The sequence below is a fragment of the Ralstonia nicotianae genome (assembly GCF_018243235.1).
Classification (GTDB): domain Bacteria; phylum Pseudomonadota; class Gammaproteobacteria; order Burkholderiales; family Burkholderiaceae; genus Ralstonia; species Ralstonia nicotianae.
The window spans coordinates 1,818,181-1,832,731 of the sequence record NZ_CP046675.1 but is presented as its reverse complement, the minus strand read 5'-3'; the positions used below and the strand labels follow the sequence as shown (position 1 = coordinate 1,832,731).

Genomic DNA, 14,551 nt, shown 5'->3' with positions numbered 1-14,551 from the left:
ACATGAACGACCGCATGGATACCACCCCGCCCCGCATCGAAGACATCCTGCCGCATCGTGGCTCGATGCTCCTGCTGGCGCACGTCGACACGTGGGACGATGAAACCCTGCGGGCATCCGCCCATGTCGATCCGACCGCCTGGTACGCCGATCCCGAGGGGGCCATGCCCGCGTGGTTCGGCATCGAGCTGATGGCACAGGCCATTGCCGCGCATGTCGGACTGCTGTCGATGCGAGAGGGCAACCCCGCGCGTCCGGGCGTATTGCTCGGATCGCGCAAGTACGAGGCGCATGCGCCGGCGTTTGCGTCCAACCAGCCCCTGAGCATCGCCGTGCAGGAGGTGCTGCGCAGCACGGAAGGCCACGGCGCCTATGCCTGCACGATTGCCGCCGGCGGACGCGACCTGGCACAAGCCGTGATCAAGGTCTACCAGCCAACCGATTTCCAAGCCTTTATCGAAGGGAGTTTCGCATCATGAGCCGCCGCGTTCTCGTGACAGGTGCCAGCCGGGGCATCGGTCGCGCCATAGCCAACCGACTGGCATCCGACGGCTTCGAGGTCTGCGTGCATTGCCGCAGCGGGCGCAGCGATGCCGAATCCGTTGTATCGGCCATCCAGGCCCAGGGGGGTACCGCACGCGTGGTGCAGTTTGACGTGCGGGACCGGGTGGCCTGCCGTACCTTGCTGGAGGCCGATGTCGCGGAACACGGCGCCTACTACGGCATCGTCCTGTGCGCGGGTGTGACGCGCGATGCCGCGTTTCCCGCGCTGACCGAGGAGGACTGGGACATCGTGCTCGAAACGGGCCTGGACGGCTTCTACAACGTCGTGCATCCGCTGACCATGCCGATGATCCGGCTGCGCCAGGGCGGGCGCATCGTGACGATCGCATCCGTCTCCGGCGTGATGGGCAACCGTGGGCAGGTCAACTACAGCGCCGCGAAAGCGGGCCTGATCGGCGCGACGAAGGCGCTGGCCGTGGAGCTGGCCTCGCGACGCATTACCGTCAACTGCGTCGCGCCCGGATTGATCGACACCGAGATGCTGGCCGAAGTCGAGCATCTGGACCACGCGCTGAAGACGGTCCCGATGAACCGCGTCGGCCAGCCCGCCGAAGTGGCATCGGTGGTCGGATTCCTGATGTCGGACGGCGCATCGTACGTCACGCGGCAGGTCATCGGCGTCAATGGCGGGATGGTGTGATGAAGCGTGTGGTCGTGACCGGAATGGGCGGCGTGACTGCCCTGGGCTCCCAATGGAGCGACATCCAGCAAGCCTTGCAGCGAGGGCGCAACGCGGTGCGCCGCATGCCCGAATGGGATGTCTTCAGCGCGCTGCATTCACGGCTCGCCTGCCCGCTCCCCGCGTTTGAGGTGCCGTCGACGTATCCGCGCAAGAAGACGCGTTCGATGGGCCCCGTCTCGATGTACGCGGTCCGCGCCACCGAACTGGCGCTGGCGGATGCGGGACTGGCCGAGGACCCCAGCATCAGCGACGGGCGCATGGGCGTGGCCTATGGATCCTCGTCCGGGTCGGTGCAGCCGATCCGGGCATTCGGCACGATGCTCGATACCGGCTCGATGCAGGGGATCACGTCCAACAGTTACATCCAGATGATGCCGCACACGACAGCTGTCAACGTGGCGCTGTTCTGGGACCTGAAAGGCCGCATCGTGCCGACCTCCTGCGCTTGCGCATCGGGCAGCCAGGCGATCGGGTACGCCTACGAGGCGATCGCCGGCGGCAAGCAGACGCTGATGCTCGCGGGTGGCGCGGAAGAATTGTCCGGCCCGGCCGTGGCCGTGTTCGATACGCTGTACGCGACCAGCACGCGCAATGACGCGCCTCACCTGACGCCGCGCCCGTTCGATGCCGCCCGCGACGGCCTGGTGGTTGGCGAGGGTGCGGCCACGCTGGTCCTCGAGGAATACGAACACGCCCGTGCCCGCGGCGCCGTCATCCATGCCGAGATCGTCGGCTTCGGCTGCAACTCCGACGGCGCCCACATGACCCAGCCCACCGCGGCCACGATGAGCCACGCCATGCGGCTCGCGCTGCAGGATGCGGGGCTGCCGCAGGATGCCATCGGATACGTCAACGCCCACGGCACCTCCACGGACCTCGGCGACGTGGCGGAGAGCCGTGCGACGGCCGAAGTCTTCCGGCCCACCTTGCCGATCAGCTCGCTCAAGAGCTACATCGGCCATACGCTGGGCGCGTGCGGCGCCATCGAAGCCTGGTGGACCATCGAAATGATGAAACGCAACTGGTATGCGCCGACCCTCAATCTGGAGACCGTCGACCCGGCTTGCGCCCCGCTCGACTACATCGCAGGCAACGCACGCGCCATCGACACCGAGTACGTGATGACCAACAACTTTGCGTTCGGCGGCATCAATACCTCCCTCGTCCTCAAGCGCGCGCCGTGACATCCGCGGAACTTTCGCGTCGCGCCGCCGGGGGTGCCGGGCCTGAGCGTGTCGTGGTCACGGGCATGGGCATCGTGTCCTGCCTCGGCAATACCCTCGATGCGGTTGCCGCTGCGTTGCGCGAAGGCCGCTCGGGCCTGTCGGCCGTCAGTGCGTGGCACGCGCTCGGACTCGCGAGCCAGGTGGCGGGCGTGGCTTGCGTCGCGGATGAGGCACCGTTCCCCCGCAAGTTCGAGCGGTTCATGGGTGACACCGCACGCTTGGCCTGTCACGCGGCCCGCAAGGCCGTCGAAGACGCGGCACTCGATCCAGCCCTCTTGCAATCGCCTCACGTCGGCGCCGTGGTGGGTTCGGGAAGCGGAGCCCTGTCCGCCTACGATGCGGCACTGGCCATCTCGCGCTCACGCGGCGTGGACCGCGTGCCGCCCTATGTCGTTCCGCAGGCGATGAGCAGCACGGTGTCCGCCAATCTTGCGCAGGTCTTCGGCATCGGCGGCATCAGCTATTCGCCGTCGTCCGCGTGCACCACATCGGCGCTGGCCATCGGGCAGGCCGCGCACTGGATCCGCGCCGGGCAGCAGGACATCGTTCTGGCGGGCGGTGCCGAAGAGCTTCATGACAACTACGCGCTGCTCTTCGATGCCATGGGCGCCCTGTCGCGTGCCAGCGCGGACACGCCGCATCTGGCCTCCCGGCCTTACGACACGGCCCGCGACGGCTTTGTCCTGGCGTCGGGGGCAGGCGTGCTGGTCCTCGAGTCGCTCACGCATGCCCGCGCGCGCGGTGCGCGCATCTACGCGGAGGTCATCGGTTTCGGCCAAAGCACGGACAGCTCGTCGATGGTGTCGCCACAGGCAGCCAGCATCGCCCGCGCCATCCGCGACACGCTGCGACACACAGAGGCACCGCCCGACTACATCAACACGCATGGGCCGTCGACCCCGTCCGGCGACCTCGAGGAGCTCCGCGCGCTCAAGGCTGTATTCGGCCCGAACACACCGGCGTTCTCCTCTACCAAGGGACTGACCGGGCATCCACCCGGTGCGGCGGGTGCCCACGAAGCCATCTACACGCTGCTGATGATGCGCGACGGGTTCATTGCCGGCTGCCCGAATATCGTGACGCTCGAATCGGAGGCCACGGCCATGCCCCTGGTCCGCCGCTCGCGCCCGGCCGACCTTCGTACCACCATGTCCATTTCTTTCGGGTTCGGCGGCAGTTGTGCCGGCCTGATGTTCGGCGCCGATCCCGGCGATTTCTACTCATAACGACACGAACAGGAGTGCTCGATGAACATCCGATCCGTATTGACTGCTGGCATCGTTGCCGCGATTGCGCAAACCGCGGCCGCGCGGACCGAAGTGGTGACGTACCCGATCAAGCCCGTGCTGGAAGCACAGCAGCTCAGCCCCGGTGTGGCGCTGTATTTCGGCAACCAGCAGCACCCTCCCGTCATCGAAACACTGGGCGAGGTCATGAAGTCCGCGCACCTGCCGCGCAAGACGGCCACCGAAGTCGAAATCTGCAACGCAGCCCTGGCGGATACGCTGCGGCAGCTCACCAGCTATGCGCATGATCACGGAGCCAACGCCGTCATCAACATCAAGACGAGCTTCCACGACAACCAGTCGAATAGCGACAGCACCTTTACGTGCGGCGTGAGCGGTGTCGCCTCGGCGCTGCGCGTACGCGGCGACGTCGTGAAGATCGAAGCCGGCAAGTAATCGCCCCGTCCACGACAGGGCCGCAAGGTCTCCACATGAAACCTCTACTGCTATTGATTTCGCTCTGCTTCGCGGCAATCGGTACCCCCGCGCTGGCCCGCGACGAGATCGACACGTATCCGATCAGCGAAGCGCTCGCCAGCGAGGGCCCCGACAAAGTCGCCGACGACATCGGTCTGTATTTTTCCGGGCAGCAGCACGCCCCCGTTGCCCAATCGCTGGGGGAGATCAGCATCAGGAAGACGACCAGCACGATCAGTGTCGGCGAGGAAGCCGCGTGCCAGTACGCACTTCTCTCTACCGTGCGGGCGTTGCAGGAGCGCGCACGTCAGATGGGTGGCAATGCCGTCGTCGATATCAAGAGCAACTACAAGAAGCGCGTGATGGAGAGCGCCTCGGAGTTCACCTGCGGTGCCGGCATGTTCGTCGTCGCAGTGGCACTGAAGGGCGAAGTGGTCACGCTCAACAAGTAACCACCGAAGGAAAGCCGGGCCCGCGGGCCCTGTTCCTCAACCTCGTTCGTGCTTGATCGCGACGACGTTGACGAGGGTCTCGCGCCGCTTTCCCGGTTTCGGGCGATGCAGCCCCAGTCTTTCCAGCAGGCCGAAATCACGTGCCCGGCTCCACCAGAGATACGGCAGTGAGATGTTCCGGTCCTCGAACGCGAAACCGCCCGCCCGGATCATGTCGAGATAGCCCTGCGCGCTTTTCTGCACGTGCATGGGGTGACGGAACAGCAGCCGGATCACCCAGGACTTGATATAGACCTCGGTCGACTCCGCAAACAGCAGCAGTCCGCCCGGCTTCAGCACGCGGTGAAACTCGGCAAGCGCCCGGTCCTGCTCGACCAGATGATGAAAGGTCTGATGGCAGAACACCATGTCAACGGATGCGTCCGGCAAGGGCAGCGCTGCGCAATCACCGTGCAGCAGATCGACTGGCGTAGCCAGCACCGCGGCGGCCTGCTTGGCGGCCGCCAGGGACGGACGATGGAAATCGATGCCGATCATGCGTTGCGGCGCGAACGCGCTTTCGAGCAGGCGGAACGAGATGCCCTGCCCGCAGCCGACATCCGCAATCACGGGCGCAACCGGTAGCGATGTCGTGATCAGGCGCTTTAAATCGTTGACCGCGACGCGCAGTACGTGATGCGCCCACGTCTGCGTGCGTAGAAACCAGATGCCGAACGCCGTTTCCGGAACAAATGACCCGATGCGCTCTGGCGCGGAAGAAACCTCAATGGATTGCACGTAACGCTCTCGAATCGGCGACGGTTCAGACAAGCGGGCATTGTAATCGCAAGAGAGTTTTCAAAGCGTGGAAACGCACGTACGATCCAGATCGGATTTTTATCCGCTTTCAGTGAACAATAAGAGAAGCTCGAATCGGCAATGATCAAGAAACAGGATCCACTCAATCATCCGGAATCCGTGGACGTAGCCATCATTGGCGCGGGCCCCGCCGGAGCCGTCGCTGCCGCCCTGTTGAGACAGGCTGGGCAGCAGGTGCTCGTGCTCGAACGGCAACATTTTCCGCGTTTCTCGATCGGCGAGAGCCTGCTGCCGCAGAGCATGGCGTATCTGGAGCAGGCCGGCATGCTGCGCGCCGTGGTCGAGGCCGGTTTCCAGTACAAGAACGGCGCGTATTTTGTCCATGGCGACAAGACCGCCGCTTTTGACTTCCGCGACAAACACTCCGATGGCTGGGGAACGACCTACCAGGTCGAACGTGCCGCCTTTGACCAGATTCTGATCAACTGCGCGGCCGATCAGGGCGCGGACGTACGCTTCGGCCACAGCGTGCGCGCCGTGCAGCCCGGCGACGCGCCGGTGCTTGAGGTCCAGACCGAATCCGGTGACACCTACACCGTGCACGCCCGGTTCATCCTGGATGCCAGCGGATTCGGACGCGTGCTGCCCCGCCTGCTGAACCTTGAGGCACCGACCGGCATGCCGCTGCGCGCGGCCCTTTTCACGCACGTACAGGATGCCTTGCCGGCCGGCATGACCGACCGCAACAAGATCTGCATCGCCGTCCATCCCGAGCGGCGCGATGTCTGGTATTGGATGATCCCGCTCGCAAACGGCCGCTCTTCGGTCGGCTGCGTGGCAGAAGCCAGCTTTCTCGATATTCCCGAGGCCGAGCGCGAGGCCGCGTTGCGGGCGCTGATTCGAGCCGAGCCCAACATCGCCTCCCTGATCGGGGATGCCCCCTTCCTGATGCCCGTGCGCCATATCGGGGGATACGCCGCCAACGTCGAGAAACTGCATGGCCCCGGCTACGCGCTGCTCGGCAACGCCGGTGAATTCCTGGACCCCGTGTTCTCTTCCGGCGTGACGATTGCCCTTCGCTCGGCTGATCTCGCCGTGCGAGCGCTGTTGCGACAGCTTGCCGGTGAAACGGTGGACTGGCAGAGCGTCTACGACGTGCCACTGCGGCGCGGCATCGACACGTTCCGCGCGTTTATTGAACGGTGGTACACGGGTGAACTGCAAGACATCATTTTCCACCCGCAGCAGGCACCCGGCATTCGGCGCATGATCAGCGCAATACTGGCGGGTTACGCCTGGGACGAAACCAACCCTTTCGTTGCGGACCCGGTACGGCGCCTGAACACATTGCACGAAGTTTGCCGGCTCGAAGCAGTCTGATCGTCCATCGAGGCCCTCCTTTCGGCAGGGCCGCCCCACCTACGGCCGCCGTGCCACCAGATCATCCATCACCGGCACCACCGCCAGCGCCATCAGGATCGATGCCAGCGGGATCGTCGCCACGTAGCCGACGTACTTGAACCCCATCGCGCCCGTCACGCCGCCCAGGAAGAACATCCCCAGCAGCGAAGACAGCAGGCGCAGCTTCGACCGGTCGGCGACCACGGCATGGAGGTGGCGATGCCCGCGGTTCCAGTACAGCGCCTTGCCGATCTCGATCCCGATGTCGGTGGTCAGCCCGGTGACGTGCGTGGTCCGGATTTCCGCCCTGGAGATCTTGGTGATGATGGCGTTCTGCAGCCCCATCATGAAGCACAGCAGCGCCACCGTGGCGGGCACGAACACCACGCGGTAGTGGCTGAGCGAGGCCCCCATCAGGCCGAAGCCCAGCAGCAGCGCCGCCTCCAGCAGCAGCGGCAGCGCGAACGCGCTCTGCGTGCTGCGGCGGCGCCCCCAGTTGACCAGCACGGCGGTGCAGGCCGCGCCGCCCAGGAAGGCCAGCAGCGAAGCGACGCCCGCCAGCACCAGCGGAACATCGCCCAGCACCAGGTCATCGGCCACGGCCGAGACAATGCCCGACATATGCGAGGTGTATTGCCTGACGGCAAGAAAGCCGCCCGCGTTGGCCGCGCCGGCGACGAACGCCAGCGACTGCCCGAGCCGACGATTGGTCTCGTCGGTGCGCTCGGGGCTGGTCAGGCGGCGGAGATACTGGATGGGCATGGCCGGTCCGGACGAGAACCACAGACGCACATTATGCGCCCGGGCGGCCTCGCCTTGCGGCCCCCGCGCCGCCCGATCCGGATCCGGATCAGGGATTGATGTACTGGAACAACGACAGCCCCTGCATGGCCGAGAAGGTCTTCTGCGCGGCCTGCAGCGACACCTGCTGCTGCGAGAACTGCGAAATGGCGCTGGTGTAGTCCACCGACTGCAGCTTGGAGATCTGCTCCTTGAGCTGCTCGCCGAAGTTGGAGCCGCTGCTGTTGAGCGTGGTGATCTGCGCCTGCTGCGTGCCGACCGTCACCTGGGCCTGCAGGGCGACCTGGTAGGCGCTGTCCAGGTTGCCCTGCGCGGTCTGCACCGCCGTCTGGATGGCGGTCACGTCGGCCGAGGTCGTGATCGGCTTGGACAGCGCCGTGATCAGGTTCTCGTACGTCTTGAAGACGCTCTGGTTGGCGTTCGGGTTGGACGCATCGCTGTTGGGCACGCGCACGAACACGGAATCGCCGGACACCGAGTTGGGCATCGAAATGTCCTGCGCGACCTGCACCGTGGGCGGCTGGCCGCTGCCGACATACTGCACCGAGCCGCCCGAGCTGACGAACGGAGCGGTGGTGCCGTTGGCGCCGGCGAACAGTGCCACGCCCGACGCATCGCGCTGGTTGGCGGTCGACAGCAACTGCTGGTACTGCTGCTTGACCTGGGCCAGGATGCCGACGCGCTGCGAATCCGTCAGCAGCGTGGTATTGGCGGCGATGGTCGACTGCTTGCCCTGCTGCAGCGTGGCGATCACATCGCTGAGCGCCGATGACACAGTGTTCAGGCGCGCGTTGGTGGCGTCGCGGTTGACCTGGAACTGGTCATTCGTGTCCTGCGACTGCTGCAACTGCAGCACCTGGCCCATGGCCGCCGGGTTGTCGCCGGCCGCGTTGAGCGCGATGCCGGTCGAGATCTGCTGCTGCAGCTTGACCAGGTTCGACTGCGTGGTCTGCATCGACGAGGTGGACGCCGAGAAGAACTGGGCGGTACTGACTCGCATGATCGGGTCCGTAAAGGAAGCTGGAAATTTGGCTTGAAGACTCTATCGGCACATGCGCGCGGTTCTTCAGTCCGCGCGTCAGCCGTTGGCGATCGACAGCAGCGAGTCGAACAGCGAGTTCGCCGTCTGCATCACCTTGGCGGACGCCTGGTACGCCTGCTGGTACTTCATCAGGTTCATCGCCTCGTCGTCCAGGTTGACGCCCGACACCGACTGCTGCTGCGACGTGGAACTCGCCAGCAGCGCCTTCTGCGACGTCAGGTTGGCGCTGGCCTGGCTGGCCTGGATGCCCACCTGGGTCACCAGGTTGCTCCAGCCCGAGCTGATCGAGGTGGTGCCGTTGTCGAGCACCGTGGCGTTGCGCAGCTGCGCGAAGGCGCTGGCGTTGTGGCCGTCCGTGCTGTTGGCCGTGTTGGCGGAGACGGTGAAGGTGTCGTTGGCGGCCGGCGTGCCGGTCAGCGACATCTGGATGCCGTTGAACGAATAGGTCGCCCCCTGCGTATAGGGCGCGGTGCCGCTGTAGGTGGTGGCCGTGCCGTTGACGGTGACCGTCACGCTGCCGGGGAAGCCCGACAGCGAGCCGCCGCTGTAGGTCAGGCTGACGGCGGAGGCCAGCGGCGAGCCGGCATAGGTGCTGTCCACGCCGATGGACGCCACCGACGTGCTGCCCGTGTTGTTGCTGCCCTGGTTGACCACCACCGGCGAGGCCGCGGCCACCGCGTGGTAATCGGAGGTCAGCGTCTGCATGGTCGATGCCGCGTTGACGGTGGGGCGCACCAGGAAGGAGTCGCCGCTGGCCATCGAGCCCGTCAGGTTGAGCGTGACGCCGTCGACGGTGGTCGGCCAGCTCGACACCGTCACGGCGCCGGAGCCGTCCGGGTAATGCGACACCGTATAGGCGCCGCCCGAATACTTGACCTGGTAGTCGTAGCCCTGGCCGGCGTTGGCATTGGTGATGGTCGCCGTCAGCGCGCCGGTGCCGGTGTTGCTGGAGCTGGCCGCGACGCTGGGGCCGGCGGTGGAGAACAGATCGGTCCCCAGCTTGCCGTTCAGGTCCATGCCCTCTTTGTTCTGCGTATTGACGTCGGCCGAGACGGCCGCGGCCAGCCGGCCCAGGCTGTTCTGCGCCGGGATCAGCGTGTTCTGGCGGAACTGCATCAGGCCGCCGAGCGCGCCGCCGCCGAGCTGGCTGTCGTCGATGGTGACCGTGCCGGCCGGGCTCTTGTAGCCCACCGACAGCTGCGTCGGATCGTATTGCGATGCCACCGTCGTCAGCTGGTAGCTCTGGTTGCCCTGCACCAGCGCCTGGCCGTTGCCGACGTAGATGTTGTACTGGCCGTCGCTGGTCTGCACCACGCTGGCCTTGATCGACTGATTGAGCGTCTGCACCAGCTGGTCGCGCTGGTCGCGCAGGTCATTGGCGGGCTGGCCGCCGCTCGCGGCTTCGGCCTTGGCGATCTGGTCGTTGAGCGCGGCGATCTGCTGGGTGGTGCTGTTGACGCTGTTGACCTGCGTCTGCACCTGGGTGTTGACCTGGTTCGACAGGGACGCCATCTGCCCCGAGATCGCGTTGAAGCGGGTCTGCAGGGTGCTCGCCGCGCTCAGGAAGACCTGGCGGGCACTGGTGCTGGACGGATTGGAGGCCAGGCTGTCGGCGGCATTGAAGAAGCTGGTCAGCGCCGAGCCCAGGCCGCTGTTGCTGTCCGACAGGTAGGTGTCGAGGCCAGAGACCAGGCTGTTGAGCTGGTCGGCGGCGCTGCTGGCGGCCTGGCCGCTCTGCACCTGGGCGGTCAGGAACTGATCGTAGATGCGCTTGACGGTCGTGACGTTGACGCCCTGGCCGAGGTAGCCAGCCCCGGTGGCCATCGGGATGTTTTCGGTCTGCACCGCTTCCTGGCGCGAATAGCCGGCCGTACTCGCGTTGGAGATGTTGTTGCCGGTCACCTGCAGATTGATATCGGCGACCCGCAGACCGGTCGCGCCAATATTCAGGAGGGAGCTGCTCATGTTTGTCTCGGTGTGGACGGCGGGGCCGCCAAGATGATCGCTACCGACAAGAACGGCCGCCGGCGAGGAAACTTGAGCCCGGGACCCTATCGATCCCGAAAATTGATAGGCGACCTCAGGCGATCTGCCTGAGCACCGCCATGATCTTGTTGGCGTAGTTCGGGTCGGTGGCGTAGCCGGCGCGCTGCAGGCCCCTGGCGAACGAGGCCGCATCCTTGCCGGCCCCGGCCGCCACCACGTTGCTGTAGCGCGGGTTGCTGCTCAGCAGGTTGGCGTAGTCCTTGAACGCCTCGGCATACGAGCCGTAGGCGCGGAACTTCTCCTTGACCTTGTGCGCGACGCCGCCGACGTACTCGGTGGTCATCACCTCGGTCGTCGGGCCCGTCCACGAGCCGCCGGCCTTGATGCCGAACAGGTTGTGCGAGCTGGTGCCGTCCTTGGCGCGGATCTCGCGGCGGCCCCAGCCGCTTTCGAGCGCGGCGTGGCCGATCATGAAGCTGGCCGGGATGCCGGTTTCCTGGCTGGCCTGCGTGGCATGGTCGATCAGCTTGTTGTAGAAGCTGGACATGCGGTCGCCGGCCGGCTGGGAGGCCACCGACGACAGATCCGCCTCGGGCAGCGTGCCGCCCGGCGACTGGGCTTCGGCCTGCTTGCGCAGCGCGGCCAAGGCACGCTGCACGCGCTCTTCCAGGCCGGGGCGGGGCACCGTGCTGATGCCCGAGCCGTCGTCCTCGGTGCCCGCCGCCGCCGTGGCCGCCAGGCCGTTGAGCGACGCGCGCGCGATGGTCTTGGCGGCATCCGTGGTGGTCGAGCCGGCGGCGCCCGGCAGGGCGGTATTGGTGGCGGTGGTGCGCGACAGCGCCGTGTTCACCGGGCCCGATGCATCCGGATTGGTTTTCGCCGCCTGCCGCAGCATCTGCTTGAGCAGCTGATCGGCCACGCCCACGCCGCGCGAGGCGAGGGTCTGCGACAACTGCTGGTCGAGCATCGACGTATACATCTTGCTCGACGACGAATCGAGCAGGCCGTTCTGCGGCGACGCCTCGCGCATCTGCTTGAGCATCATGTTGACGAAGATCGCATCGAACTGCTTGGCGACGGTCTTGGCCGCCGCGGTCGGATCGGTGCGCGCCGTCTGCTTGAGCGACTCGAAGCCCTGGGCGTCGAGCGCCAGTCGGTTGCTGATGTCGGTCCGGTTCATGATGGCAAACTCCGCAACGCCGGGCGCTTAGATGATTTCCAGGTCGGCGCGCAGCGCATTGGCCGCCTTCATCGCCTGCAGGATGGAGATCAGGTCTTGCGGGTTGGCGCCGATGGCGTTGATGGCCTTGACCACATCGGCCAGGTTGGTGCCGCCCTTGACGTTGATCAGGCTGCCGCCCTGCTGCTTGACCTCGATGTTCGAGCGCGCGCCCGCCACCGTCTGGCCTTGCGAGAACGGCGCCGGCTGGCTGACCACCGGCTCCGTGCTGATGGTGACCGACAGGTTGCCGTGCGCCACCGCGCAGGGCTCGAGCTTGACCTGCTGATTCATCACCACCGAGCCGGTGCGCGCATTGACGACCACGCGCGCCGCCGCCTGGGCCGGCGTCACCTCGATGTTCTGCAGCTTGGCCACGAAGCCGACACGGTCGGCGGCCAGCGCCGGCGCGCGCACGTTGACGGTGCGGCCGTCGGCGGCCTCGGCGGTATCCGCGCCGAACTGCTTGTTGATGGCGTTGACGATGTTCTGCACGGTGCCGAAATCCGTCGTGCCGGTATCGAGCTGGATGCTGCCGGCCTCGCCCACCGTCGCCTGCACGGTGCGCTCCACCGTCGCCCCGTTGGCGATGCGGCCGGCGCCGAGCTGGTTGATCTGCACCTTGCTGCCGTTGGCCGACGCGCCCGCGCCGCCGATCACGACGTTGCCCTGCGCCAGCGCGTAGAGCTGGCCGTCCACGCCCTTGAGCGGCGTCAGCAGCAGCGTGCCGCCGCGCAGGCTCTTGGCATTGCCGATGGACGACACCGTCACGTCGATGGTCTGGCCCGGCCGCACGAACGCGGGCAGCGAGGCCGTCACCACCACGGCGGCGGTGTTCTTGAGCTGGATGCTCGAGCCGCTCGGCACGTTGATGCCGAACTGCGAGAGCATGTTGTTGAAGCTCTGGATGGTGAACGGCGTCTGCGTGGTCTGGTCGCCGCTGCCGTCCAGGCCGACGACGAGGCCGTAGCCGATCAGCGCGTTCTCGCGCACGCCGGCAATGGTGGTCAGGTCCTTGATGCGGTCGGCATGCGCGGTGCCCGCCAGGGCGCCCAGTGCCAGCAGGGCCACGCCGATGCATCGATGCAGTGTCTTCATGACGGATTCCTCAGCACGGCATTCAGAATGGAGAAACGCTCAGGAAGAACCGCGACAGCCAGCCCATCTGCTGGGCTTCGGCCACATAGCCGGTACCGCGGTATTCCATGCGGGCGTCCGCCACCTGGGTCGACAGCACGGTGTTCTGGTTGTTGACGGTGGTCGGGTTGACCACGCCCGAGAACTTGATCGACTCGGTGCCCTGGCCCACGGCCATCTGCTTCTCGCCGCTGACGACCAGGTTGCCGTTGGAGAGCACCTCCACCACCGTCACGGTGATGGTGGCGGTGAAGTTGTTGGTCGCGCCGTTGGCGCCCTTGCTGTCGAACTTGTTGGCATCGCTGGCCGACACGCCCAGCAGCGACAGCACGCCGGGGTTCATGCCCGCGAAGGTCGGCACCGAAGTGGTCTTGCTGCCGCTGCGGTCCACGCTGCCGGAGGTCTGCTTGCTGGCCGCGGTGTTCTCGGTGATGACGATGGTGATGGTGTCGCCCACCATGTGCGCGCGGCGGTCTTCGAACATGCCGCGGAAGCCGCCGCTGCCCGATGCCACCTCCTGGTAGATCGCCCCGTTCTGGCGCGGCGCCATCACCGGCATCGGCGGGCGCGCGGTGGTCGGGCCCTGCACGATCGGCTCCGGCGGCGGCAGCATGCCGCACGCCGCGGCGAGCAGGCTCGCCGTGCCGAGCGCGGCCAGGCGCAGGATTCGCACGGCGCGGCCGCCGTGCAGGAGCGAGAAAACCGGGGGGGTATGCATCGCGAAACGTCCTTAGAACAGCACCGGCGCGCTCAGAGCTGCGCCAGCTTCTCCAGCATCTGGTCGGAGGTCTGCACCGCCTTGCTGTTGATCTCGTACGCGCGCTGCGTCTGGATCATGTTGACCATCTCTTCCACTACGTTCACGTTGGACGTTTCCACGTAGTTCTGGTTGAGCACGCCGATGCCGTTGGAGCCCGGCGCGGCCAGGTTGGCCGTGCCCGACGCCTCGGTCTCGGCGTACAGGTTCTCGCCCATGCTGCGCAGGCCGGCCGGGTTGATGAAGTTGGCCAGCTGGAACGTGCCCACCTGGGTGGAGTTCACCGCGCCCGGCGTCGTCACCGTCACCGTGCCATCCTTGGCGACGGTCAGACTGGTGGCGTTCTGCGGAACGGTGATGGCCGGCTGCACCGGGTAGCCGCTGGAGGTCACCAGCTGGCCCTGCGCGTTAATCTGGAAGCTGCCGTCGCGCGTGTAGGCCAGCGTGCCGTCCGGCATCTGCACCTGGAAGAAGCCGTTGCCGTTGATGGCCACGTCGGTCGAGTTGCCGGTCTGCTGCAGGTTGCCCTGGGTATGCAGGCGCTCGGTGGCGACGATGCGCGTGCCGGTGCCGATCTGCATGCCGGAGGGCAGCGTGGTCTGCTGCGACGACTGCGCACCGGGCTCGCGCACGTTCTGGTACAGCAGATCCTCGAACACGGCGCGCGAGCGCTTGAAGCCCGTCGTGTTGACGTTCGCCAGGTTGTTCGAGATGACATCCAGCTGCGATTGCTGGGCGTCCATCCCGGTCTTGGAAATCCACAGGGAGCGAATCATGTTCGAG

15 protein-coding genes are annotated in these 14,551 nt (G+C 66.3%); 7 read left to right on the top strand and 8 right to left on the bottom strand.

What is annotated here, in order from left to right; translation table 11 throughout:
• Nucleotides 1-2: 2 nt before the first annotated feature.
• The 6 genes from GO999_RS23805 to GO999_RS23780 all read left to right on the top strand — a co-directional run bounded on the left by GO999_RS23805 (nt 3) and on the right by GO999_RS23780 (nt 4,627).
• Nucleotides 3-479, top strand: coding sequence for a hotdog family protein (locus tag GO999_RS23805; RefSeq protein ID WP_038938622.1), 477 nt, complete (start codon nt 3-5; stop codon nt 477-479).
• On the top strand, nt 476-1,204 hold the full coding sequence (locus GO999_RS23800) for a 3-ketoacyl-ACP reductase FabG2 (protein ID WP_011003671.1): 729 nt from the start codon (nt 476-478) through the stop codon (nt 1,202-1,204). The genes GO999_RS23805 and GO999_RS23800 overlap by 4 nt, the downstream gene beginning before the upstream one ends.
• On the top strand, nt 1,204-2,430 hold the full coding sequence (locus GO999_RS23795) for a beta-ketoacyl-ACP synthase (RefSeq protein ID WP_211906967.1): 1,227 nt from the start codon (nt 1,204-1,206) through the stop codon (nt 2,428-2,430). Before GO999_RS23800 ends, GO999_RS23795 begins: the two co-directional genes overlap by 1 nt.
• A gap of 65 nt (nt 2,431-2,495) precedes the next feature.
• On the top strand, nt 2,496-3,698 hold the full coding sequence (locus GO999_RS23790) for a beta-ketoacyl synthase N-terminal-like domain-containing protein (protein ID WP_049800474.1): 1,203 nt from the start codon (nt 2,496-2,498) through the stop codon (nt 3,696-3,698).
• Between the two features lie 21 nt (nt 3,699-3,719).
• Nucleotides 3,720-4,154: a hypothetical protein gene (locus tag GO999_RS23785; RefSeq protein ID WP_016727711.1), complete on the top strand. Its 435-nt coding sequence runs from the start codon at nt 3,720-3,722 to the stop codon at nt 4,152-4,154.
• 35 nt (nt 4,155-4,189) lie between these two features.
• Entirely contained in the window at nt 4,190-4,627 is a 438-nt protein-coding gene (locus tag GO999_RS23780; RefSeq protein ID WP_028854078.1) for a hypothetical protein, read from the top strand.
• Between the two features lie 36 nt (nt 4,628-4,663).
• Here the strand turns inward: GO999_RS23780 and GO999_RS23775 are convergent, their stop codons facing one another.
• A complete protein-coding gene (locus GO999_RS23775; protein ID WP_211906966.1) occupies nt 4,664-5,404 on the bottom strand; it encodes a class I SAM-dependent methyltransferase in 741 nt (246 codons plus the stop codon).
• A 141-nt stretch (nt 5,405-5,545) separates the two neighbouring features.
• On the opposite strand from GO999_RS23775, the gene GO999_RS23770 reads away from it, so the two are divergent.
• Nucleotides 5,546-6,805, top strand: a complete 1,260-nt coding sequence (locus GO999_RS23770; RefSeq protein ID WP_028861428.1) for an NAD(P)/FAD-dependent oxidoreductase — start codon at nt 5,546-5,548, stop codon at nt 6,803-6,805.
• 39 nt (nt 6,806-6,844) lie between these two features.
• Here the strand turns inward: GO999_RS23770 and GO999_RS23765 are convergent, their stop codons facing one another.
• The 7 genes from GO999_RS23765 to flgG form a co-directional block, all read right to left on the bottom strand.
• Nucleotides 6,845-7,588: a YoaK family protein gene (locus GO999_RS23765; RefSeq protein WP_011003665.1), complete on the bottom strand. Its 744-nt coding sequence runs from the start codon at nt 7,586-7,588 to the stop codon at nt 6,845-6,847.
• 88 nt (nt 7,589-7,676) lie between these two features.
• Nucleotides 7,677-8,627: a flagellar hook-associated protein FlgL gene (gene flgL, locus GO999_RS23760; protein WP_016727713.1), complete on the bottom strand. Its 951-nt coding sequence runs from the start codon at nt 8,625-8,627 to the stop codon at nt 7,677-7,679.
• 78 nt (nt 8,628-8,705) lie between these two features.
• Nucleotides 8,706-10,634: a flagellar hook-associated protein FlgK gene (gene flgK / locus GO999_RS23755; protein WP_011003663.1), complete on the bottom strand. Its 1,929-nt coding sequence runs from the start codon at nt 10,632-10,634 to the stop codon at nt 8,706-8,708.
• 115 nt (nt 10,635-10,749) lie between these two features.
• Nucleotides 10,750-11,835 (bottom strand): flagellar assembly peptidoglycan hydrolase FlgJ, encoded by a 1,086-nt coding sequence (gene flgJ / locus GO999_RS23750; protein WP_118872564.1) that lies wholly within the window; start codon nt 11,833-11,835, stop codon nt 10,750-10,752.
• A gap of 27 nt (nt 11,836-11,862) precedes the next feature.
• Nucleotides 11,863-12,972 carry a flagellar basal body P-ring protein FlgI gene (locus GO999_RS23745; RefSeq protein ID WP_016724337.1) on the bottom strand — a complete coding sequence of 370 codons (1,110 nt, stop codon included), beginning with the start codon at nt 12,970-12,972 and terminating at the stop codon, nt 11,863-11,865.
• Between the two features lie 22 nt (nt 12,973-12,994).
• A complete protein-coding gene (locus GO999_RS23740) occupies nt 12,995-13,729 on the bottom strand; it encodes a flagellar basal body L-ring protein FlgH (protein ID WP_011003660.1) in 735 nt (244 codons plus the stop codon).
• Between the two features lie 32 nt (nt 13,730-13,761).
• A complete protein-coding gene (flgG, locus tag GO999_RS23735; RefSeq protein WP_011003659.1) occupies nt 13,762-14,544 on the bottom strand; it encodes a flagellar basal-body rod protein FlgG in 783 nt (260 codons plus the stop codon).
• Between the last annotated feature and the right edge of the window lie 7 nt (nt 14,545-14,551).